Raw genomic sequence first — 21,928 nt, forward strand, 5'->3', positions numbered from 1 at the left:
TATGGAACTTGAAGAAATGAAATCTTTATGGGAAGATATGAGTCAGAAAGTTGACCAACAAAAAATATTGACCGATCAATTAATTCTAGATATGACTAAAGAGCGTTATGAAAATAGAATGCGCAGAATCTCTGTGCCAGAAACCATTAGTGCTTTTGTCTGTTTTACAGCTGTCATTTATCTGATAATTAACTTTAACTTATTGGATGTTTGGTATCTTCAGCTTTCAGGTGTACTCACAATAGTTGCTTGTTTGCTTTTACCTATACTTTCATTAAAATCAATTAAAAAGATGAAGGCTATAGATATTTCTAAAAGTACTTATAAAGAGGTATTAGTGAATTACGCAAAGGAAAAAACAAAGTTTATGCGTTTGCAAAAAATAAGCTTTTATGCAAGCTTTTTAGTATTGATACTTGCTGTTATTACATTCGGAAAAATCATGAAAGGCATTGATGTTTTTATAATGACAGAAAAACTTAATTGGTTAGTCCCTTCAGGAATTGGTGTTTTATTTATTTTCTCTCAATGGGTACTAAAAAAATATAAAAAAGCAACGGATTCAGCCAACGATATACTAAAAGAACTAGAGGATTAATCTCATTCATCAATTAATTACGAACAAGTCTAAAATTTAATAGCCGAATACTATTCGGCAAGAAAAAAACAACCTAAAATGAAAACAATAATATCAATCATATTAATACTTATACTATCTATAGTAAGCGCATTTTCTCAAGAAATCTCTGGAGATTGGAGTGGAAAAGCCAAAAGAGGTGATAAAGAAATTACCTTTGTGTTTAACATAAAACAAGAAGGTACTAACTATTCTTCAATAATGAATGTACCTACCTTTAGGATTTCTGGTATTAAACCAGCAGCAACTACTTTTACAAACGTAAAGTTGATAATTGATGGTTCAAATTTAGGCATGTCTTATGTAGCAGAGTTTAATAACGAACTGCAGCAATTTGAAGGCACGTATAAAGAAGGCGGTATAGAAATGACACTAAATTTGAAAAAAGGTGCAGTAGAGATAGTAGACCAACGCAGACCTCAAGAACCCGTAAAACCTTATCCTTATTATGAAGAAGAGGTTATGTTTCAAAATAAGGAAGCAAATATAAGCCTAGCAGGTACTTTAACCTTACCTAATAAAGAAGGTACATTTCCTGTGGTTATCTTAATTAGTGGAAGCGGCCCACAAGACAGAGATGAAACCTTTATGGGACACAAACCTTTTTTAGTATTGGCAGATCATCTTACAAAACAAGGCATTGGTGTATTGCGTTTTGATGATCGTGGTCAAGGAGAATCTACAGGATATTTTGGAAGTGCAACAACAGAAGATTTTTCTAAAGATGTATTAAGCGCAATCGCTTATTTGAAAACTAGAAAGGAAGTAGATAAAAAGAATATTGGTTTAATCAGTCATAGTGAAGGTGGTATTATTGCACCCTTAGCAGCTAATAACTCTAAGGATGTTGCATTTATGGTATTGCTTGCTTCTACAGGAATATCAGGAACTGAATTGTCCGTAATGCAGTCTAAGACATTAAGAGAATTTCCTGTAAAAGATGAAGAAGCTTATGAAAAAAATACTAGAAAAGCCATAGCCATTGTCACCTCTAATAAGAGTGAATCTGAAATTAAAGCAGAATTGACAGCTCACTACAATGATTTTTTAAGACCAATTTTAAGTGGTTTAAATGTGCCAGAAAAGAATATCAATACGTTTATTACCAGTCAGGTAAATACAAGTATAAAACCATGGTCGCGTTACTTTTTACAATATAATCCAGCTGACGAAATCGAGAAATTGCAAATTCCTGTGTTGTCTTTAAATGGAAGTAAAGACACCCAAGTGAACGCTCAAATAAATCAAAATGGTATACGAGAAGCTTTGATTAAAGGTGGAAATAAGGATTATAAAATCTTAGAATTAGAAAATTTAAACCATTTTTTTCAAGAGTGTGAAACAGGAAAGATGGATGAATATAGAAAGATAGAGCAAACATTTTCTCCAATCGCATTAAAAGAAGTATCGAGCTGGGTTTTAGAGCATATAAATTGATTCAGAAAGTTAGAACGGTTTAAACCTAGTTTGCTGTTTTTAAATAGCACTTAAACCTCATATTTGACGTTCCTGTACTTTTCCTTTCACTATTTTAAAGTATTTTGTTGCTTTGTTTAGGAATGGATATCAATAAAAAAACAAATAATAGTAATACAAGACTATCGCTTTATTGGAAATGTCAATTAATAGGATGGAGTACCGTTTCTATTTATTGGGCATATACAGTATATACAAGAGATAATTACGGCATTTTTTATACGCTGTTAAATTATGTATTAGATATTTCCATTGGAATATTTTTAACACACATGTACAGACGATTTGCCTTAAAAGCAAAATGGAGTAGTTTGCCCATAAAAAAATTACTAATCCGTTTAGTGCCTACCATACTTCTATTAGCTGTTTTATATGTGTTATTGAATAATTTGAAATGGTATGCATACTGGACTTTCATAGCAGGCGAGAATAAAAATTTATTACAGGCAATTATTTATTGGGATCCAATATTACTTACAGGACTTCGATTAATGTCTATTTGGGTTTTGGCATATCACTTGTATCATTACTATCAGAGGGAAGTTGTTACCGCTAAAGAAAATGCTCAATTATCTTTAATAGCTAAACAAGCTCAATTAGATAATTTATCAGCTCAATTAAATCCACATTTCTTATTCAATTCTTTAAACTCAATTAAATCGTTGGTAATTGAAAATCCTAACGTGGCAAGAAGAGCAATTGATTTATTATCAGATTTATTGCGATCATCATTATACGAAAAAGACAAAGGTTTAATATCTATTAAAAATGAACTTGCTTTAGTTTATGATTATATAGAATTAGAAAAAATGCGTTTTGAAGAACGGCTACAACTAAAAACCAATATTGATAATGACCTGATTAATTATAAGATTCCCACGTTAAGTATTCAGTTGTTAGTTGAAAACTCTATAAAACATGGAATCGACTTAAAAGTTGGAGGAGGTGTTGTTTCCTTGAAAATAAATAAACAGGATGCCAATATTTGTATAATTGTTGAGAACCCTGGAGTAATTAATACCGATAAAAGAGCTGGGTTAGGTTTAAAAAACTTAAAAAAACGTTTAGATATCCAATATAAAGGCAAGGCTAGTTTTAGTTTAAGAGGGAAGGGAAATGACTTTGTAGTTGCAGAAATATTAATTCCAATGCATATTGAAGATGAAAAGATATAAAACCATAATCATTGATGATGAACGTTTGGCGAGAGAAGAAGTAAAACGTGCATTAGAAAAACACATAGAGTTTGAAATTATAGGTGAAGCAAGTCATGTAGATGAGGCCATAACTTTAATTGAAGACTTACAGCCAGATCTATTGTTTTTAGATATCCACATGCCAGGGAAATCTGGGTTTGATTTATTGGAAGAGTTAACCAATGTGCCAGATGTTGTTTTTACAACAGCTTACGATCAATATGCTGTAAAAGCTTTTGAGATGAATGCTTTAGATTATTTAGTAAAACCTTTAAGAGATGAACGTTTTTCTAAAACTATTGAAAAAGTGAAGGAAGAACTATCTAATAGGGTGAAATTAGAGCCTACAACCTTACCGATGCATCAAAAGATATTTATAAAAGATGGTGAAAAATGTCATTTTATTCCGCTAACAGAGATTCATTTTATTGAATCTTTAGAAAATTATGCGCGTCTTTATTTTGGCTCGGATAAAGCAATGATAAAACGCTCTTTAAATTTATTAGCAGAAAAATTAGACCCTAAAGTTTTCTTCCGTGTGAATCGTAGCCAAATGATTAATATACACTATATCAAAGAGATTCATCCATACTTCAATAATAAACTACAAATTATATTAACTACTGGCGAAAAGGTAGAAGTGTCTAGCAGACAATCTGTTAAATTTAAAAACTGGAACAGTTTGTAAATCAACAATCGTTTAATTTTATAACGTTCATTTACGTTCATTTACATTTATTTACGCTCATGTACTTTTTCTTTTAAGGTAGAAATAGACACCTTTACTTTGTACTATCATTAATTTAAAAGTTTTAATTATGAGTTATTTAAAAGTAGTATTCGGAATAGTAAAAATTGTTTATCTAGTGCTTGTTTCAATATTGATATCTTGTAATGAAAGCACTGATTCATTAGCAGAACAACCAACATTAAATGATTATATGGTTGGAGAAACTTGGACTTGGAAATATAAAGGAGTAACCACAAAAGGCGAAGTACGTTCAGAAGGAGAAGATACACGAGAAATTGTTAGTAAGAAAGGTGTTTTAGGTATGACAATAGGAAAAGATACGATTCCCTTATCAGACATTACAAAGCCAGAAGAAAGCAAAACACCAAAATACAAGTGGCCTTTAAAAGTTGGTGAGACATGGAAATATGAAAAAAACTGGACCAGTCAAGATGGTACTACAGGAACTCAAAGTCAAGATGCAAAAGTAGTATCTTATAAACAAGAAACTGTAGACGCAGGTACATTTATGGCATACACCATTGAATACAAAGGAACTGTTTCAAATTCTAGAGGTTACAACGCGCAAACGGATGAAGTTTGGTTGTATGCACCAGAAATTAAAAACTTTATTAAAATGACACAGACTCAAGATGGTTTTTTATACAATGAAGAGTTAATTAAGTATAAAAATCCAAAAGAGAAATAGTATAGCTTGCTATCAGTTTTCAATCGTAAAACAATGAAAAAATCTGTCCTGATATTATTTTTAATCGCAATACCTATAGCTTCTTTTGGTCAAGAAATACCATTTAAGAAGGTAGAACTATCCGATTCAATAGCACTTGCAAATCAAATGCAGCAATTAGCCCTATTATGTAATATTCAAAATTTATCAGAATTAGATGTGTTTAAGGTACAGGTGATTAGCGGTGATTATAAAGCAGCATTAGTTACTTTCAAAAAAGGAATCAAAGAAATACCAATAGATAAAAGACCGTATTTAGATGTATACATGCATTATGCAGAAGCAAGGCTTTCTACGAACTTTAAAAATGCGTTTAAAAACTCTTACAGCAAATACGTAAAAAACTCTGATGATAAACAAGTTATTAATTTAGATAAAGCATTGATATTAAGAGATCCTACAGATTATTATGTTAGTGATTTCAACAATACGTACAGTAATATTAAATCAGGAAAAATAACACAGGGAATAGCTAAAGATTTAGTGAAAAAATACTTTTTAAGTACTGTGTTTTCATCTACCAGAGGTATTTATTTTGAAGAAATAAAGCAAGACCATAAACGTAGATATGTTGTAAATGATAGTATTGTAATACCTATGAAAGATGGCGCAGAAGTTTCAGTGGTATTAGTTCAGCGAAAGGGAAGTTCAACAACCCAAAAATCAGCAATATTTGTATCTTCAATCTATACAGGTACAAATGTAGCTTCAGCAATGTTAGCAGCATCTAATGGTTATGTAGGAGTTATTGCTAATACAAGAGGGAAAAGATTGAGCAAAAGCGATATAAAGCCTCTTGAATATGAAAACACAGATGTTTATGAAGTCATCGATTGGATTAGTAAACAATCATGGTCCAATCAAAAAGTAGCCATGTTTGGTGGTAGTTACAATGGTTTTACGCAATGGGCTTCTATGAAACGCAAAGTACATCCTGCACTAAAAACAATTGTTCCAATGGTAGCCATTGCGCCTGGAATTGATTATCCGATGGAAAATAATGTACTGCATAATTATTCATACTCTTGGAATTTTTATGTCACTAACAACAAGTTTTTAGACTTTGAAGCTTCAAATGATTTTAATCGTTGGAATACCTTAAAAAACACATGGTACGAAACCGGTGTTGCATTTAACAAATTGGACAGTTTAGATGGCCAAGTAAACAAATTATGGAACACCTACATGCAACATCCAAGTTATGATGATTATTGGAAAAAGATGATTCCGTACAAGGAGGAGTTTGCTAAGGTTGATATTCCAATTTTAACGATTACAGGTTATTATGATGACTCACAAAGAGGTGCGATGTATTATTACAATCAACATCATAAATACGCAAAAAATCCGAATCATTATTTATTAATTGGCCCTTATGATCACTGGACAGCACAATCGAAGCCACAAGAAAGTTTAAGGAATTACAAATTAGACAAATCTGCATTAATCAATATTGAAGAAGATATTATTTACCAATGGTTTGATTATGTTTTAAACGGAAAAGAAAAACCAAGTATTTTAAAAGATAAAGTAAACTTTCAAGTGATGGATACAGATACTTGGATGCATAAACCGAGTTTAAGTGCCATGACAAATGACACCTTAAAATTTCATTTAAGTGACACAAAAACAGATGGTTTTTATGGGTTAAAGTCGAAATCGAATCCTTCCGAAATAGAAATGGTGATTGACTTTAAAGATAGAGAAAGCATGACTAATACCGAATATTATCCATGGCCTTTAGAAAAAGACAACATCAACTTAAACGATGGTTTAATTTTTAAATCGGAAGCTCTAAAAGAAGATGTTATTATGAATGGTTCTTTTACAGGAAATCTTGAGTTTTCAATTAATAAAAAAGATGTTGACTATTCTGTTATAGTTTATCAATTAACACCAGAAAACAAATACTTTCATTTAAGCTATTATATTGGTAGAGCTAGCTTTGCTAAAGACAGAGAGTATAGAAATTTACTTATACCGAACGAAATGACGAAAGTGTCTTTTGATAATTCTAAATTGATTAGCAAAAAAATACAGAAAGGTAGTCGGATTGTTGTAGTTGTTAACGTCAATAAAAACAACAATGCTCAAATAAATTACGGCACAGGTAGAGATGTAAACAGCGAAAGCATTAAAGATGCCGAAATTCCTTTAAAAATAACGTTTACAGGTAACAGTAGTATTTCTTTACCTATTTGGAATTCTAATAAATAAAATATCCTGTTTACAATAACTGTTTTCAGCTTTCATAAATAAAGATCACATGATGGGTTGAAAATTATAGAGAACTATGTATTAGAAAATCGACAATTCATCATCCTAAGTCAACAGTTCAGATACTTTAATATTTAGACATCTGTTTTTTACTGGAAGTTTGCACTTCGAATTTAAAAATCATCAATCAATTATTAATCAAAAAACGAACAATTATGAAAACAATTAAAATGAAAACAATCAAAAAACAAATTGTATTAAAAATGGCTTGTGTTGCCTTTGCATTATTATCTAGCACAACATATGCTCAAAACACAAATTCTGAACCTATACCACAACGAGATGGTTTTATCTTCGAATTTGTAGTAGGTGGAGGTATTATCAGTATAGAAGATAGTGAGGGTATTCAAACCTTCGACAAATCTCAAGGGACATTCGTTTTTCCAGATTTAAAGTTTGGTTACATGTTAAACGAAAAACTCGCCATTACTGTTGCTATGCCAGGAAATATATACGAATTTCAAGATAATGACAGAAACTTTGGTGGCTTTATTCCATCCGTTCAATATTGGGTAAAAGATAGATGGTGGATTCATGGCGGAATTGGTTTAGCTATAGATTCACCAGCATTATATGATATTAAAGACAATGTAAATGACGATTGGAACTTTGGTTGTGCTGTTATGGCAAGTACAGGTTATGAGATTTATAAAAAGAAAAATTTTGCACTTAATGTTCAGTCTAAATTAGTTTTAGGGCGTACGTCTTTAGATGGTGATGCACATAGAGATGCAGTAATCTTTAATGTAGGATTAGGCTTTAGCTGGTTGTAAAATAATGAACATAATAACATAAGGTTCAATAAATGAACCTAGTAATTAAAAAGTATAAGAAAATGAAAAAACCATATTACTTATTGACTCTTTTAGTGTTATTAGTTTTTAGTTCTTGTATTACTAAAACCAAAGAGGCTAAGGAAGAAAACTTAATAGCACTGATTGATGACATTTGGAAAACAGAACAAGAGCCAATAAGACTAAGAGATTCTTTAATGGCTGTACATGGTGTTGACTCAGAGCTAGTAAAAGAACAGCAGTTGATTATAGATAAAAATCATATAGTTAATGAAGATAGAGTGAAAAAAATTCTAGATAAACATGGTTGGCCAACTAAAGATATGATTGGAGAACGTGGTAATTGGACTATATGTAATGTTATTCAACACTCAGATAATGAAGTTCGAATACAATACCTTCCAATGATGAGACAAGCTGTAAAAGACAAAAAGTTAGAACCACGCTTTTTGGTTAGAGCAGAAGACAGAATTGCAACTGAACGAGGCGATTTACAAATCTATGGTGGACAGATGAAGTACTATCCAGAAACTAAAAGTTTTAATCTTTGGCCAGTTTTTGATCCAGAAAATATAGATAAAAGAAGAACAGCAATTGGTTTAGATTCTATTGCCATTTTTCTAAAGAATAGATTCGATTTTGAATGGAATCTTGAAGAACAGATCAAGCGAACAAAAGAATTTGAATTGAATAAACAGGAAAAGAGTAAAAATGGTTCAACCAATTAGATTCTATTTTTCAAACAGAGCCTTTTCAAACATCAATCCAAAACTAACACTTTATGTTTTTTAAATCGGAAGCAGGAAAATCAAAAATCTTAGACCTATATCATCAAAAGCTTGAAGACCTCTCAATAGATTATTCTGAACAACTATTAGAAACCAAGTTTGGTATAACCAATATCATAAGTGTTGGTGATACAAATTTGCCTCCACTTCTGCTTATTCATGGTACTGGAGGTTGTGCGCCACAAATTTTGGAGTCTTTTCCAAGTTTGTCTTCAAAATATTGTGTCTATGCTATTGATGTATTAGCACAGCCCAATAAAAGTGCTGAGAATAGATTAGACATGAAGTCTTTAGATTATGGGAAATGGCTGATAGAAATCATTATAAAACTAGGACTTAAAGAGGTTACTTTAGTTGGTTTTTCGTTTGGTGGTTTTATTAGTTTAAAGGCCTTAGAGTTTAATGAAACATTAATAAAACAGGCCTTTCTTATTGCACCAGTTTATATTGTAAATGGTAATCCTTTAATAGGTTTATGGAAAATGTTTATACCTTTAAAAAAGTTTATAAAAACTAACAACTCAAAGTATATTAAAAAGGTAATGGGTGCTTTGTTTTCAGAGTATGATGATTTTGCATTAAAATACATGTCATTTACATTTCAGCATTGTAATATGGATTTCTCTCCACTACCAGTAATATCTAAAGATTCAGCTAAAAGCATAAAAACACCAATTACCATTTTTGCTTGTGAAAACGACCTTATGTTTCCAGGAAAAAAGATGATAAAAAGAGCCCAGAATATCTTTTCATCGTTGCATAAAGTTCTGCTACTAAAAGGGTCTAAACATGTACCAAATACAGCAAACTTTAAAAAAATAGAAGAGATAATACTTGGTGACAACTAATAGCTTATTCAAATAGCAATTAGGATCAATGATTTATGACTTTCTATATCAGCAAAGACAATAAGTCTCTATCGTTTATTAATAATCCTTAACCTTGGCTCCGTTATTATTAAAAACACCATTAACTACATTACCAGATTTGGCATATTTCATTTTTCCTAAGCCATCAATTTTATCATCAATAAATATACCTTTATAAACGGAAGTATCTACATAGGTATATTTACCATATCCATTTCTTTTTCCGTTTGTTGAGTAAGCGCCTGTGTATGAACTATTGTTTTTCCAATAGTATGTACCTATGTGAGCACGGTAACCGTTGTTAAAAAAACCAATATAGACGTCTCCGTTGCTGTATGTGTACTTTCCGAATCCATTACTACAATCTCCCATACAATTACCAGAAACTTTTTTAGACTTGTAATCTGTTCCCAGATTTTTAACAAACTCACCGTTTGCGTATTTCCCCATACTATTTATATTGCCATATTTATCAATAACATACCCATATCCATCTTGCTTGCCGTTTTTCCATTGTCCTATGTAGGTGTTACCTGTTGAAGACCAATAATAAAACCCAGTACCATCACGTCTGTTGTCATTATACTCACCATGATAAGAACCTCCATTAGAATAGCTTATGTAAGTAACACCATTAAGAGCACCATTGCTAAATGTAGACTCCGTCTCAGAATCTGGAAGTTTTATTTTTCCCCAACCATTGGTGCAATCTCCTTCTATACATTGGTATCCCGAAGAACTAGAACTACTAGATGTTGTACTCGTAGTTTTAGATGTATTTGTTACTTGTGTTGATGATGTCTTATTGGTGTTCAGTTCATTATTATAAAGACTTCCTTTAAAAACTTTATTTTCTCTTGCTGCTGCAAAACCATTAAGAACGTACATAGGTTTGTTATCAATAGAAATAACAGGATCTCCGTTTTCTAGATATTCAAACGTTGCTTTTTTATAATCAATATGCTTCCCTTTTACCACAACATAAAAATTCTCTGTTTCTAGATTACGGTTATAAACTATTGAAGACGTATCGGTCGTAAAAACACGCATTGGTTTTATTTCCTTGTACTTAATGTTTTTATAGTCATCAATAATATAAGTAATACCGTTACTTTTATCTATGCGGTAGTCAATCATGTGAGGGCCAATGAAAGAAAACTCTCTTGATTTTACTCTGTTGTAACCATGAACATAGTTAATGAACTTTCCATCGTAAGCATAGTTAATATATGGTAAGTTTTTAGACAGAACAGTTGTAACAGGAACACGAGTATCTAAAGTGTGATTTGTGTCTATAAAGTCTGGAACAGAATAATAGGTTTCTGTAAGACCATCGTATATTACTTTTTCATTGGGCTTCATACCTTTGCTTATAGCTATATCTTTAGCATGATTTCCATTAATGTAAACAGCCTCTTTTTTATTCCCTGTTTTAAGACCACCAGGAATATAATATCCAAGTTCTATTTTTAGCGGTTTGTTGATATCGCTATAATATCGATTATAAGATTCAAATACTCTAGGGTCTTCTTTATTTGCGTCATAGAATTTAATCTTATTCCCATTAGAATCAGTTTCTACAACGTATTCATAAATACCTGATGTTACTTCCTCCTTAACTAAATAGCCATTGCGATAATGTACTTTACTTGTATAATTTGGTCTTCCATCAGCATATGCAGTTCTTGTAGTCACTATTATAATATTACCTGCTTTTTCATAGCTGAAATATTTGGTTAGGTTTAGTACGCCCTTTTTTTTGTGTACCATTTCAGTTACACGATTTTGACTATCATATTTATAGGTCTTTTCATCACCATAGGTGTTTTTCTCGTATGTTAATAGGTTTTTGCTGTTGAATTGGTAATTATACTCAGAACCAGATGGGTATTTGAAACGAATAATATTTCCTCGGTAGTCATATTCAAACTCATCATTGTAGTTGTTTCCTGTTATTCGACCTGAATTGTCATAATAATATCTCGTTCCAAAATTATATACAAGGTTACCTTTTCTATCAAAGATTTTTCCCTCAGATGCATATATATCACCTTTCAATTTATAATGCTCTTTTTTCTGTTTAAATCCAATAGGATTAACAGGTGCATTTACAAAATCTATCTCTTGTGCAGAAATACTTAAACTAAATATTGCTAAAATAATAAGGCTTAGTAGGTTCTTCATGATGTTAAAGTTTATACAAAAATCAAAAAAGTTACTTAATGAAACCATACGATAAATTGCGTATTTTGAAGAAAATACGCATTTATTTCGTCAAATTAAAATTAATCAGTTGACTATAAAAATTAATCTTTGTTCTACAATTACTACATTGTAACAATTGTTACGTATATAAGTTTAGTTCTCTATTAGCTTTGAACTTTCACTAACTAAATTATTTATGGATTTAAATCAAATTTTTGGCTATATAGGAGCTTTAATTATTGGTATTGTTCTTGGTCTCATTGGAGGTGGAGGCTCTATTTTAACTGTTCCTATTTTGGTCTATTTACTGTTTGTAAATCCTGTTACGGCAACAGCATACTCTCTTTTTGTAGTTGGTGTTTCTTCTTTGGTTGGTGCTATAAGAAATATTCAGAAGGGCTTAGTAGATTTTAGAACAGCCATTGTTTTTGCTATACCAGCTTTTATTGCCGTTTATACTACAAGAAAATATTTGGTACCAGCAATTCCAGAAGAGTTGTTTAGAGTTGGTGATTTCTTGGTTACAAAAAACATAGGTATTATGATCTTTTTTGCCATCGTTATGCTTGTTGCTTCGGTATCTATGATTAAGAATAAAAAGGCTAAAGCAGTTTCTGATTCCGTAGTAGTTTTTAATTATCCATTAATCGTTACAGAAGGTATAATCGTTGGTGTTATTACAGGAATCGTTGGAGCAGGAGGTGGATTTTTAATTATTCCTGCATTGGTATTACTAGCCAAGCTCCCAATGAAAAAAGCTGTAGCTACTTCATTACTCATTATTGCTATAAAATCATTGATTGGCTTTATTGGTGATGTTGAAAATTTAGACATTGATTGGACATTCCTTTTAACCTTTACATCCATATCTGTTATTGGAATATTTTTAGGGATTTACCTATCTAATTTTATTGAAGGTAAAAAGCTAAAAAAAGGCTTCGGTTGGTTCGTTTTAATAATGGGTATCTACATTATTTATAAGGAATTAACAATGTAACTTTTGTTACAGCTTATTTTTCGAAGTGTTAGTAATTTGAATGAAATTTATTCACATTAACCAAAATAATAATGAAAATAGAACAGATTTACACAGGTTGTTTAGCGCATGCAGCTTATTACTTAGAGAGTAATGGTGAAGCCGCTATTTTTGATCCGCTTCGAGAGGTTCAGCCATATATTAAAAGAGCAAAGCTTGACGATGCAAAAATCAAATATATCTTTGAAACGCATTTTCATGCAGACTTTGTTTCAGGTCATTTAGATCTTAAAGAAAAAACAGGAGCTAAAATTGTATTTGGACCAACTGCAAAGCCAAACTACGAAGCTATCGTAGCAGAAGATGGTCAGGTGTTTGAAGTAGGTAATTACAAAGTTAAAGTCATCCATACACCAGGTCATACTATGGAAAGTACAACCTATTTATTGATAGACGAAAACGGAAAAGAACATGGTATTGTTACAGGTGATACATTATTTATTGGTGATGTTGGTAGACCAGACTTAGCACAAAAAGTAGTAGCTGAACTTACTCAAGATAAATTAGCGTCTCATTTATACGATTCTTTGCGTAATAAAATAATGCCATTAAGTGACGATTTAATTGTGTATCCAAATCATGGAGCAGGATCTGCATGTGGTAAAAACATGAGTAAAGAAACTACTGATACACTTGGTAACCAGAAGAAAACAAACTATGCACTTAGAGCAGATATGACCAGAGAAGAGTTTATAGAAGAACTTTTAGACGGTTTAACAGAGCCACCAGGATATTTTCCACAGAACGTGCTAATGAATATTAAAGGTTACGAGAGCTTTGACAAGGTTATGGATAAAGCTCAAAATCCATTATCACCAAAAGCTTTTGAAGCTGCTGCTAACGAAACTGAAGCTATTGTATTAGATGTTCGTCATCAATCAGAGTTTATTAAAGGACATATTCCACGTTCTGTTTTTATAGGTATCGATGGTAATTTTGCGCCATGGGTAGGAGCATTAATCGTAGACGTTACACAGCCTATTTTATTGGTAGCGCCAAAAGGAAGAGAAGAAGAAGTGGTTACCAGATTATCTAGAGTTGGTTTTGATAATGTTATAGGTTACTTGGATGGAGGTTTCGAAGCTTGGAAAGCTGCCAATATGGAAATCGACATGATAACTTCAATTTCTGCTGAAGAATTTGCAAAGGACTTTGAAGATAAAAAGGATGTTGTTTTTGATGTTAGAAGAGAAGGTGAATATGTTGCTGAACATGTGGATGGAGCTAAGAATACACAACTAGATTATTTAAATAATTACCTAAGCGAATTTCCAGAAGATAAAACCTTCTATGTGCATTGTGCAGGTGGATATAGATCTGTAATAGCTGCTTCAATTCTAAAAAGTAGAGGTATACATAATTTGGTAGACGTAGCAGGCGGTTATGGTGCTATTAAGAACACGGACATACCAACAACAGATTATGTGTGTCCATCAACATTAAAATAAAAACCCTTAAGTTGTAATTAATTAGGCATGTACTCTTTATTGTAGTACATGCCTTTTGTGTAACATAGGTTACGCTACACCAAAGGTTAAACAACTAATTTTACGATAGTTAAAAATAAAAATTATTCTTATGTCATTTTTTGCTTCATTATTTGGTTCTAAAACATCACAGAGTGATGCCATAAAACTATTGTCACCAGAGGAATTTAAAGCGCAAGTTGAAAACAAAAACGTTCAACTTATAGATGTTAGAACACCACCAGAGTTTAAAGGAGGTCATATAAAAGGTGCAAAAAACATAGATTTTTTCTCTGGAAAATTCAACGTAGAGTTTAATAAATTGAATAAAGATAAAGCTGTTTATGTATACTGCCGTAGTGGAAGTAGAAGCAGACAAACGTCTAAGAAGTTAGAAGCTATGGGCTTTACTGAAATCTATGATTTAAAAGGAGGTATATTAAGATATTAGTAATTTCAACATGAGGTACATTTTAATACTATTCATTTCTGTCTTTATTTTGAGTTGCAATAACTCCAAAAATAAAGACCTATCTGCATTTGAAAAAAACATGCAGGCCAATAATCATCCAGGTAAAAAATTGATGGAAACCAACTGCTACGTTTGCCATAGTCCAACTGCCAGTCATGATGATAGAATTGGGCCACCAATGATAGCTATAAAAAAGCATTATATTGAGGATGAAACTTCTAAAGAGCAATTTATTGAAGATATTCAAGCTTGGATAAAAAATCCAAACGAGGCTGATGCCAAAATGCGTGGTGCTGTTAGACGCTTTGGAGTAATGCCAAAACAAGCTTTTCCAGAAGAGACCATTGAAAAAATTGCTGACTACATGTTTGATTTTGACATCGACCAACCAGAATGGTTCGAAGATCATTTTAATGAAGAAAAAGGAAAACACAACGGAAATGGTCGAGGCAAAGGCATGGGACATGGTAAAGGAAAACATCAGCAACAAGCACAAACCAGTTATGGAGATTTACCTTATGGCGAAAGAGGTCTAAAGTATGCTTTAACCACCAAAGCAGTTTTGGGTAAAAACCTTATGGGTACAATTCAAAATAAAGGCGCATTAGAAGCCTTAGAATTTTGTAATGTTAGAGCGTATCCATTGACCGATAGTATGGCTGTAGTTCATAATGCTAACATTAAGCGTATAAGTGATAAACCACGAAATCAAAAAAATAAGGCCAATAAAGAAGAGTTGGATTATATTGAAACTTTTAAAAACCTTCTTTCAGAGAAAAAGGAAGTCAATCCAATTGTAAAGGAAACAGAAGACGATGTCCATGTGTACTATCCGATTGTAACAAATTCAATGTGTCTACAATGCCATGGTAAAGCAGAAACTAATATTAAGCCAGATATTTTAAAATCACTAACTTTACTATATCCTGAAGATAAAGCTATAGGCTATTCAGAAAACCATGTAAGAGGTATTTGGAATGTATCTTTTAAAAAGAATTAAAAGTTTAGGTATGAGCAAGTTTTCAGACATAATAAATAAAGATAAACTCGTTTTAGTCGATTTTTTTGCAGAGTGGTGTGGACCTTGTAAAATGATGACTCCTATCCTTAAACAAGTTAAGGATAACCTTGGTAGTAGAGTCTCTATTATAAAAATTGATGTTGATAAAAATCAGGCCTTAGCTGCTAGATATCAAGTGCGTGGTGTACCAACTCTCATGTTATTCAAAAATGGCGAGCAAGTTTGGCGACAATCTGGTTTACTTCAAAAAGACGATTTAATAAATCTCATCACCAGTAACGATTAGATTTTAAGTAAACGATAAAGTTCTGTTTTCTGTTCTTCAGTTTAAAGGTCATCTATTTATTTTCATTTATAACATGTTTTGTCAATTCTTCATTATATAAGTTAATTTATTAGTTGTCTAATAAAAAATATAGTTGAATTTTGATATTTTATCAATAAATTAGTGCTTATGTAACAAAAGTTACACTCATTCATTTAAAAGAATCTAATTTTAGACGAATTGATTTTTAACTAACTAACACTAACTAATTGTTTTACATTTTATGAAATCTCACTATCAAATCTTAGTAATTGGTGGAGGTACTGGAGGTATTATGACTTCTGCCAACTTATTAGCCAAAGATAAATCCTTGGATATTGGTTTAATAGAGCCAGCCGAGTGGCATTATTATCAACCAGCATGGACACTTGTAGGTGGAGGAACCTATGATTTTGAAAAAACAAAACGACCAATGTCTTCTGTAATGCCTTATGGTGTGGATTGGATTAAAGATTATGCAACAGGCTTTAATCCTGAAGGAAATTCAGTGTCTACAAAAGAAAGCGGTGATATTACTTACGATTATTTAATTGTATCTCCTGGATTGGTAATGGATACATCACTCATAGAAGGTTTAACAGAATCTTTAGGAAAAGGTGTAGTGTGTAGTAATTATACGGACCCAAAACATACTTGGGAAGTTTTAAGAAATTTTAAAGGCGGTAATGCGGTTTTTACACAACCCACAACACCAATTAAATGTGGTGGAGCACCACAAAAAATAGCATATTTAGCAGCGGACTATTTTAAAAAGAATGGTCTTAAAAATAAGAGCAATGTGGTTTTTGCAACGCCTGGTTCTGTAATTTTTGGCGTTAAGGAAATTAGAGAGAGTTTAATGCAGGTGATTAGTAAGTATGGTATTCACTTTAAACCCTTTTATGCACCAATAAAAATTGATGGAGAAAACCAAATAGTAACTTTTAAAGGTGTTGGTACTGGCGAAAATAAGTGTGTGATTAATGAAGATAATGAGCTCAGAGAAGTAATGTCTGGTGAGCAAATTATTGAAATGCCTTTTGATATGCTTCATTTAGCACCACCTCAAACTGCACCAAAATTTGTAAAAGAATCATCGTTGGTTAATGATGCAGGTTGGTTAGATGTAGATATACATACATTACAGCACAATAAATATCCAAACATATTTGGTTTAGGTGATGTTGCTGCATTACCAACAGCAAAAACAGGTGCAGCTATACGCAAGCAAGTGCCTGTGGTTTCTGATAACATTCGTCAGTTAATTGCCTACGACAAAAAAGGAAATAAATCTTATAACGGCTATTCATCCTGTCCGTTAGTGACAGGCTATGGTAAAATGATTTTAGCCGAATTTGATTATGATAATAACTTCATTCCAGATCCTAAACTTAAGCAAATGCTTGTCTTTAACAGTGAGAAAGAGCACTGGAGATTATGGATGCTAAAAAAATACGGATTACCATATTTATACTGGAATAAAATGATGAAAGGAAAAGAGGTCTAGTCAATCCTTTAATTTTGATTTAATAGCAACTGAGCATCTTGAAAAATTTTAAGATGCTTTTTTATTTACTGACAAAAGTCATCTTTATTGTAAAATTTTGAAGCTACTTTAGCTTTTGTAAACGATAAATAGATTAACCAATGAACAACTCTTTACTAATATATGACCACAGCAACGGAGTAATAATGATAGCTGTGTTTGCTTTAGTCTGTGTAATTTTAGTAGGCGTCCTTATTAATTTTATGTCTGGCGGAAAAAAGAAAAACGACAGTAACGAAACTAACTAAACTAATTTAACTTTATGTATTGCATGGTTTTTTAGCTGTGCGATATTTTGAAATTCTTCTTGAATTTTGGGCTAAAGAAAGAGGCTTGATTTTTTAATCAAGCCTCTTTTTATTGTATTAGATTTTAGAATTAAAGATCTAATTGCTTTTTTAAGAATTCAATATCTAGATTTTCAAGTAGACTAAGCAAATTCGGATATCGCTTCTTATGATACCCAAATTTCTTTTCTTGAAATTCTTCTATTGCTTCTTCTTTTGTCCAACCTTCAAAAACCATTCTGTTAGCAGCTACAACAACACCAGTCCTATCAGAGCCATGCCAACAATGAATTACCAATGGTTTTTCAGCATCTTTGATCACTTTTAATACATCGAGAATTTGATTTTCTGTAATATATTTAGTGGCTAAGGGTATATGCTTTAGTTTTAAATCTGTTTCTCTAGCCTTTGTAGAGTCGCTACGTAAGCGTCTTAAATTTAATATGGTTTTAGCACCAGATTCTTCTAGCTCTTTAAACCCTTTTTTACTAGGCTGTTCAGATCTGTAGATAGAATCATTAATACTATATAAATTATTAAAGTACTTAGATTCGACTTTGCTATATTTTTTATCCTCTTGAGAAAAACTTATAGAACACACCAAAAGACTAAGTATCACTAATCGTATCATGGATTTTCAATTTTGTATTAATTCATTCAAAAACTATACCGCTTACGTAATTTTTATGTTTAAAATCTATATTGTAAAAATGCTGAAAAATTACGACCAGGTTCAGTAATTGGCACACGACCAAAATCAGTCTGATTGGTAAATGAAAAATTGAGATGATTATTGTATGTTTCATCAAAAATATTCAATACGGCAACTCCTAAGGTAAAATTCTTAAAAGCATTAATACCAATACGCGCATCTAATGTTTGATAGCCATCAGTAGTAGTTTCATCAAAACTTTCAGAAATATTATCTTGTTGAGATACTAAGTTGTATTGTAAATTTGCCCAATACTTCTCTTTTTTAATACCTGCTGAAAATCGTGTTGTAAAAGGAGGTGTAAGTGGTAAAGACTCATTTAAATCTTTGTTTTTTGCATATGCATAGGCAAACTCACCTTTTACAAAATAATCATTAAGAAAATCTAATTCGGCTTTAACTTCAAATCCAGTTTTATAAGCTTCATCAAGATTTCTAAACACTTTGGCATGCTGTGGCTGTGCCATTGGCATAAACTTACGGTCTAAGTTTTCGTCAACAACGGCAACGATATAATTTTCAAAAAATGAATAGTAAAATGACGCCTCATACTTAAAGGCATCTAAGCCATTTTTTAGAGACTCATAACCTTTAAATCCGATTTCAAATTGGTTATTAACTTCAGCGTCTAAGTTAGGATTACCAACATATTCATACGGATCTTGTCCAACAGTAAAGTGATTTATAAAACGCTCAATCATATTTGCAGAGCGTACACCACGACCATAAGCTGCTTCTATCGTAAAGTTGTCTGAAACGATTTTCTTGACAGAAACAGTTGCACTTATGTTATGCTCTGTTCGTTTCTCTAAATCATACATAGCCTCAAAATCTGCTTCAGGATCTTTAATGTCTGAAACGACGTTGTCATATCTAATACCAGCTGTTAGAATTGTACTTGGACTAACACTGTATTTAGCCTCAGTAAAAACACCTAAGTCATTGATGTATGAATCTTGCCAAACTTTGTCGGTGAATAACATAGGCTGTGGCAAAGGGTTTCCATTCATTACTTTCACTAAACGCTCTCTATTACCATCTCTGGCAACATTAAGCATATCGATACCTGAAAAGATATTTAAACTTTTTACAGGTTGCCAATGTAACTCTACTTTACCACCTGTTGTTGTAGCATCAACATTAGATGCTGCCTCCATCATATTAAAAGATGGCCTGTTTGTGTTTGTCATTAAATGATCTACATAGCTGTAGTAAGCCTTTGCATTTACAGATTTAATAACCTTTCCAATATTATCTAGTTTATAGTCTAATGAAATAATACTACTATTATCATAGTCTGTATCCATAGGTAAGGCGGCATGTAAAACATCTCTACCAAAAGACTGTCTCCAATGTGCTTGCAAACGTTGGTTATCAGAAAAGTTATAACCAACTTTTATACCATAATCTGTACTTCTAAAAGACGATGGAATTTCAGTACCATCACCATCTTCATAATTGCCAAAATCTCTGTATCCAGCATTCGCTACAATGTCATACTTTTCTTGTATGTATTGTAGTTGAGCCATATTTACAAAAGAATTACCATTGCTTTCATAGCCTCCAGAGATTTTGCCATGTAATCCATAATCTAAATAATTTGGTTTTTGGGTCACCATGTTAATGACTCCGCCAAACGTAGCTCCGTACCTAACAGTATAAGGGCCTTTTATGATTTCAATTTTCGAAATCTCTTCAGGAATAATATGCGTTGTAATCGGATCCATTCGGTTTGGACACGCATGCATCGCTTTGGTTCCACCATCATATTGAATATTAAGCTGTTCGTATTGAGACGCTCTAAATGATGGATCAATGGCATAATTGCCTCGTTTTATAGAAGAAAATCCAATAATATTATTGAATAAATCTGCTACGTTTTTAGGCTGTACAATATTCTCTACATATTTGTTGGAGACTATTGTTAGTACAGGATCGGTATTTTTATTTCCTGTAACTATAACCTCATTTAGTTTTGTTGTTTTTTTATTTAAGGTGTCTTTCTCTGTTTCTTTTTGAGCATAAGACACAGCAGTAAGTAGTACACATAACAGTGCACTATACAATGTTTTCATTTATAGTATAATTATAATTTTTAAAAAAATAAGGGTAGATATTATCTACGTTTAAAAAAGAAAACTATACTCGTGGAGGATGAAACCAATCTTCAGTATTCAAAAAAGAATATAAATTATTATAACAATTTGGTGATTGTTTTTTAAGAACAAACTCAGTAATCTGCTTAATATCTTCTTTTGGATAAGAAACTAAAATAAGTTCTTTAAAATCTACAATACTTTCCGGTGTTTTCTCATTACTATCTTGCGATTCTGCTACCTTTTTAAGGTGACATTTACCGTTACATTGTAATTCTGGTTTGTCTTTGTTTTCACAGAGCGCTTCTATAAACCCAACAGGATCAAGCTTATAGTAAGCATAGGTAATAGACACTCTTAAACTATTAGATAGTATAAGAGCTGCAAGAAGTATAGAAAGAAAGTAAGTACCTATTTTCATGCATTGCAAAAGTATACGTATTGTAAAATAAACCTACTGACTTTTGTCATAAATTTTTTAATACAACCTGATAAAGGTCTTCATTATGATGTGCCCTCAACGTAACATTCGTTACATAGCTTTAAACTATTGTTTTTTAATTTTGAATAAATTATTTAAATAACAATTTATCATGAGTGAAGAAACAATAGAAAAAGTTTATGCAATGCCAAGAATTGGCGATCAAGCACCAGATTTTGAAGCAGTAACAACAAAAGGAAAAATTAAATTTTCAGATTTTGCAAAAGACAAGTGGGTAGTAATGTTCTCGCATCCAGCAGATTTTACGCCAGTTTGTACAACAGAAATGAGTGGTTTTGCAACTCGAAAAGCAGAGTTTGATGCGCTTAATACTGAACTTATGGGTCTAAGTATAGATAGTATACATGCACATTTAGGTTGGGTACAAAACGTAAGAGAAAATACAGGTGTTTACTTTGATTTTCCAATTATTGCCGATTTAGACATGAAAGTATCTAAGTTATACGGAATGCTTCAACCTAACGAAAGTGAAACGGCTGCTGTACGTGCTGTGTTCTTTATAGATCCAAGTAAAAAAATACGTCTTATAATGTACTATCCATTAAATGTAGGTCGTAATATGGATGAAATTTTAAGAGCTTTAGAAGCACTTCAAACTTCAGATAAACATAAAGTTGCAATGCCTTTAGATTGGAAAAAAGGTGATAAAGTTATCGTTGGACCACCAAAAACTTTAGATGAGTTAAATGAAAGAATTAATGATGACACATTAGAAAAAGTAGATTGGTATTTGGCTAAGAAAAACTTATAAAATACTCTTAAAAAA

The 21,928-nt window shown here is 31.9% G+C and carries 21 protein-coding genes; 17 read left to right on the forward strand and 4 right to left on the reverse strand.

The annotated features are described in order from the left end of the window. The first annotated feature begins 1 nt into the window (after position 1). From V1468_RS11445 to V1468_RS11485, 9 genes are all read left to right on the forward strand, one after another. Positions 2-598, forward strand: coding sequence for a hypothetical protein (locus V1468_RS11445; RefSeq protein ID WP_331810368.1), 597 nt, complete (start codon positions 2-4; stop codon positions 596-598). Positions 599-676: 78 nt separating this feature from the next. Continuing rightward, positions 677-2,074, forward strand: a complete 1,398-nt coding sequence (locus V1468_RS11450) for an alpha/beta hydrolase family protein (protein WP_331810369.1) — start codon at positions 677-679, stop codon at positions 2,072-2,074. Positions 2,075-2,196: 122 nt separating this feature from the next. Then, positions 2,197-3,288, forward strand: coding sequence for a sensor histidine kinase (locus V1468_RS11455; RefSeq protein WP_331810370.1), 1,092 nt, complete (start codon positions 2,197-2,199; stop codon positions 3,286-3,288). Continuing rightward, positions 3,275-3,997, forward strand: a complete 723-nt coding sequence (locus V1468_RS11460; protein ID WP_331810371.1) for a LytR/AlgR family response regulator transcription factor — start codon at positions 3,275-3,277, stop codon at positions 3,995-3,997. Before V1468_RS11455 ends, V1468_RS11460 begins: the two co-directional genes overlap by 14 nt. Positions 3,998-4,127: 130 nt before the next feature. Then, the gene (locus V1468_RS11465; RefSeq protein WP_331810372.1) at positions 4,128-4,748 is read left to right on the forward strand and encodes a hypothetical protein; all 621 of its coding nucleotides are present in this window, start codon (positions 4,128-4,130) and stop codon (positions 4,746-4,748) included. 33 nt (positions 4,749-4,781) lie between these two features. Beyond that, complete coding sequence (locus tag V1468_RS11470; RefSeq protein WP_331810373.1) at positions 4,782-7,004, forward strand: CocE/NonD family hydrolase; 2,223 nt, start codon at positions 4,782-4,784, stop codon at positions 7,002-7,004. A 230-nt stretch (positions 7,005-7,234) separates the two neighbouring features. After that, positions 7,235-7,837, forward strand: a complete 603-nt coding sequence (locus V1468_RS11475) for a hypothetical protein (RefSeq protein WP_331810374.1) — start codon at positions 7,235-7,237, stop codon at positions 7,835-7,837. Positions 7,838-7,899: 62 nt separating this feature from the next. After that, positions 7,900-8,586, forward strand: a complete 687-nt coding sequence (locus V1468_RS11480) for a DUF6624 domain-containing protein (protein WP_331810375.1) — start codon at positions 7,900-7,902, stop codon at positions 8,584-8,586. Positions 8,587-8,639: 53 nt separating this feature from the next. Continuing rightward, positions 8,640-9,494: an alpha/beta hydrolase gene (locus V1468_RS11485; RefSeq protein WP_331810376.1), complete on the forward strand. Its 855-nt coding sequence runs from the start codon at positions 8,640-8,642 to the stop codon at positions 9,492-9,494. Positions 9,495-9,572: 78 nt separating this feature from the next. On the opposite strand, the gene V1468_RS11490 is transcribed toward V1468_RS11485, so the two are convergent. Continuing rightward, positions 9,573-11,699 (reverse strand): MORN repeat-containing protein, encoded by a 2,127-nt coding sequence (locus V1468_RS11490; RefSeq protein ID WP_331810377.1) that lies wholly within the window; start codon positions 11,697-11,699, stop codon positions 9,573-9,575. 217 nt (positions 11,700-11,916) lie between these two features. Between V1468_RS11490 and V1468_RS11495 the strand changes: the two genes are divergently transcribed. The 7 genes from V1468_RS11495 to V1468_RS11525 all read left to right on the forward strand — a co-directional run bounded on the left by V1468_RS11495 (position 11,917) and on the right by V1468_RS11525 (position 17,813). Next, entirely contained in the window at positions 11,917-12,717 is an 801-nt protein-coding gene (locus V1468_RS11495; RefSeq protein ID WP_331810378.1) for a sulfite exporter TauE/SafE family protein, read from the forward strand. Positions 12,718-12,788: 71 nt separating this feature from the next. Continuing rightward, entirely contained in the window at positions 12,789-14,204 is a 1,416-nt protein-coding gene (locus V1468_RS11500) for an MBL fold metallo-hydrolase (RefSeq protein ID WP_331810379.1), read from the forward strand. Between the two features lie 130 nt (positions 14,205-14,334). Continuing rightward, positions 14,335-14,673, forward strand: a complete 339-nt coding sequence (locus tag V1468_RS11505) for a rhodanese-like domain-containing protein (RefSeq protein WP_331810380.1) — start codon at positions 14,335-14,337, stop codon at positions 14,671-14,673. 10 nt (positions 14,674-14,683) lie between these two features. Next, the gene (locus V1468_RS11510) at positions 14,684-15,694 is read left to right on the forward strand and encodes a Tll0287-like domain-containing protein (protein WP_331810381.1); all 1,011 of its coding nucleotides are present in this window, start codon (positions 14,684-14,686) and stop codon (positions 15,692-15,694) included. A gap of 10 nt (positions 15,695-15,704) precedes the next feature. Next, a complete protein-coding gene (trxA, locus tag V1468_RS11515) occupies positions 15,705-16,001 on the forward strand; it encodes a thioredoxin (protein WP_331810382.1) in 297 nt (98 codons plus the stop codon). Positions 16,002-16,263: 262 nt separating this feature from the next. Continuing rightward, entirely contained in the window at positions 16,264-17,526 is a 1,263-nt protein-coding gene (locus V1468_RS11520; RefSeq protein WP_331810383.1) for an NAD(P)/FAD-dependent oxidoreductase, read from the forward strand. Between the two features lie 140 nt (positions 17,527-17,666). Continuing rightward, positions 17,667-17,813, forward strand: a complete 147-nt coding sequence (locus V1468_RS11525) for a hypothetical protein (RefSeq protein WP_331810384.1) — start codon at positions 17,667-17,669, stop codon at positions 17,811-17,813. Positions 17,814-17,943: 130 nt separating this feature from the next. On the opposite strand, the gene V1468_RS11530 is transcribed toward V1468_RS11525, so the two are convergent. The 3 genes from V1468_RS11530 to V1468_RS11540 all read right to left on the reverse strand — a co-directional run bounded on the left by V1468_RS11530 (position 17,944) and on the right by V1468_RS11540 (position 21,081). Beyond that, positions 17,944-18,483 carry a phosphatase domain-containing putative toxin gene (locus V1468_RS11530; RefSeq protein ID WP_331810385.1) on the reverse strand — a complete coding sequence of 180 codons (540 nt, stop codon included), beginning with the start codon at positions 18,481-18,483 and terminating at the stop codon, positions 17,944-17,946. 59 nt (positions 18,484-18,542) lie between these two features. Further along, positions 18,543-20,639: a TonB-dependent receptor gene (locus tag V1468_RS11535; protein ID WP_331810386.1), complete on the reverse strand. Its 2,097-nt coding sequence runs from the start codon at positions 20,637-20,639 to the stop codon at positions 18,543-18,545. A gap of 64 nt (positions 20,640-20,703) precedes the next feature. Then, entirely contained in the window at positions 20,704-21,081 is a 378-nt protein-coding gene (locus V1468_RS11540; RefSeq protein ID WP_331810387.1) for a hypothetical protein, read from the reverse strand. Positions 21,082-21,253: 172 nt separating this feature from the next. Between V1468_RS11540 and V1468_RS11545 the strand changes: the two genes are divergently transcribed. Beyond that, on the forward strand, positions 21,254-21,913 hold the full coding sequence (locus tag V1468_RS11545; RefSeq protein WP_331810388.1) for a peroxiredoxin: 660 nt from the start codon (positions 21,254-21,256) through the stop codon (positions 21,911-21,913). Positions 21,914-21,928: the final 15 nt, after the last annotated feature.

The organism is Winogradskyella poriferorum, from assembly GCF_036553625.1.
In the GTDB taxonomy this organism is placed as follows: Bacteria; Bacteroidota; Bacteroidia; order Flavobacteriales; family Flavobacteriaceae; genus Winogradskyella; species Winogradskyella poriferorum.

Excerpts from the sequence above, each read along its gene's own strand:
- V1468_RS11445 (WP_331810368.1), top strand. The coding sequence starts at position 2 with ATGGAACTTGAAGAAATGAAATCTTTATGGGAAGATATGAGTCAGAAA.
- V1468_RS11450 (WP_331810369.1), top strand. The coding sequence starts at position 677 with ATGAAAACAATAATATCAATCATATTAATACTTATACTATCTATAGTA.
- V1468_RS11455 (WP_331810370.1), top strand. The coding sequence starts at position 2,197 with ATGGATATCAATAAAAAAACAAATAATAGTAATACAAGACTATCGCTT.
- V1468_RS11460 (WP_331810371.1), top strand. The coding sequence starts at position 3,275 with ATGAAAAGATATAAAACCATAATCATTGATGATGAACGTTTGGCGAGA.
- V1468_RS11465 (WP_331810372.1), top strand. The coding sequence starts at position 4,128 with ATGAGTTATTTAAAAGTAGTATTCGGAATAGTAAAAATTGTTTATCTA.
- V1468_RS11470 (WP_331810373.1), top strand. The coding sequence starts at position 4,782 with ATGAAAAAATCTGTCCTGATATTATTTTTAATCGCAATACCTATAGCT.
- V1468_RS11475 (WP_331810374.1), top strand. The coding sequence starts at position 7,235 with ATGAAAACAATCAAAAAACAAATTGTATTAAAAATGGCTTGTGTTGCC.
- V1468_RS11480 (WP_331810375.1), top strand. The coding sequence starts at position 7,900 with ATGAAAAAACCATATTACTTATTGACTCTTTTAGTGTTATTAGTTTTT.
- V1468_RS11485 (WP_331810376.1), top strand. The coding sequence starts at position 8,640 with ATGTTTTTTAAATCGGAAGCAGGAAAATCAAAAATCTTAGACCTATAT.
- V1468_RS11490 (WP_331810377.1), bottom strand. The coding sequence starts at position 11,699 with ATGAAGAACCTACTAAGCCTTATTATTTTAGCAATATTTAGTTTAAGT.
- V1468_RS11495 (WP_331810378.1), top strand. The coding sequence starts at position 11,917 with ATGGATTTAAATCAAATTTTTGGCTATATAGGAGCTTTAATTATTGGT.
- V1468_RS11500 (WP_331810379.1), top strand. The coding sequence starts at position 12,789 with ATGAAAATAGAACAGATTTACACAGGTTGTTTAGCGCATGCAGCTTAT.
- V1468_RS11505 (WP_331810380.1), top strand. The coding sequence starts at position 14,335 with ATGTCATTTTTTGCTTCATTATTTGGTTCTAAAACATCACAGAGTGAT.
- V1468_RS11510 (WP_331810381.1), top strand. The coding sequence starts at position 14,684 with ATGAGGTACATTTTAATACTATTCATTTCTGTCTTTATTTTGAGTTGC.
- trxA (WP_331810382.1), top strand. The coding sequence starts at position 15,705 with ATGAGCAAGTTTTCAGACATAATAAATAAAGATAAACTCGTTTTAGTC.
- V1468_RS11520 (WP_331810383.1), top strand. The coding sequence starts at position 16,264 with ATGAAATCTCACTATCAAATCTTAGTAATTGGTGGAGGTACTGGAGGT.
- V1468_RS11525 (WP_331810384.1), top strand. The coding sequence starts at position 17,667 with ATGAACAACTCTTTACTAATATATGACCACAGCAACGGAGTAATAATG.
- V1468_RS11530 (WP_331810385.1), bottom strand. The coding sequence starts at position 18,483 with ATGATACGATTAGTGATACTTAGTCTTTTGGTGTGTTCTATAAGTTTT.
- V1468_RS11535 (WP_331810386.1), bottom strand. The coding sequence starts at position 20,639 with ATGAAAACATTGTATAGTGCACTGTTATGTGTACTACTTACTGCTGTG.
- V1468_RS11540 (WP_331810387.1), bottom strand. The coding sequence starts at position 21,081 with ATGAAAATAGGTACTTACTTTCTTTCTATACTTCTTGCAGCTCTTATA.
- V1468_RS11545 (WP_331810388.1), top strand. The coding sequence starts at position 21,254 with ATGAGTGAAGAAACAATAGAAAAAGTTTATGCAATGCCAAGAATTGGC.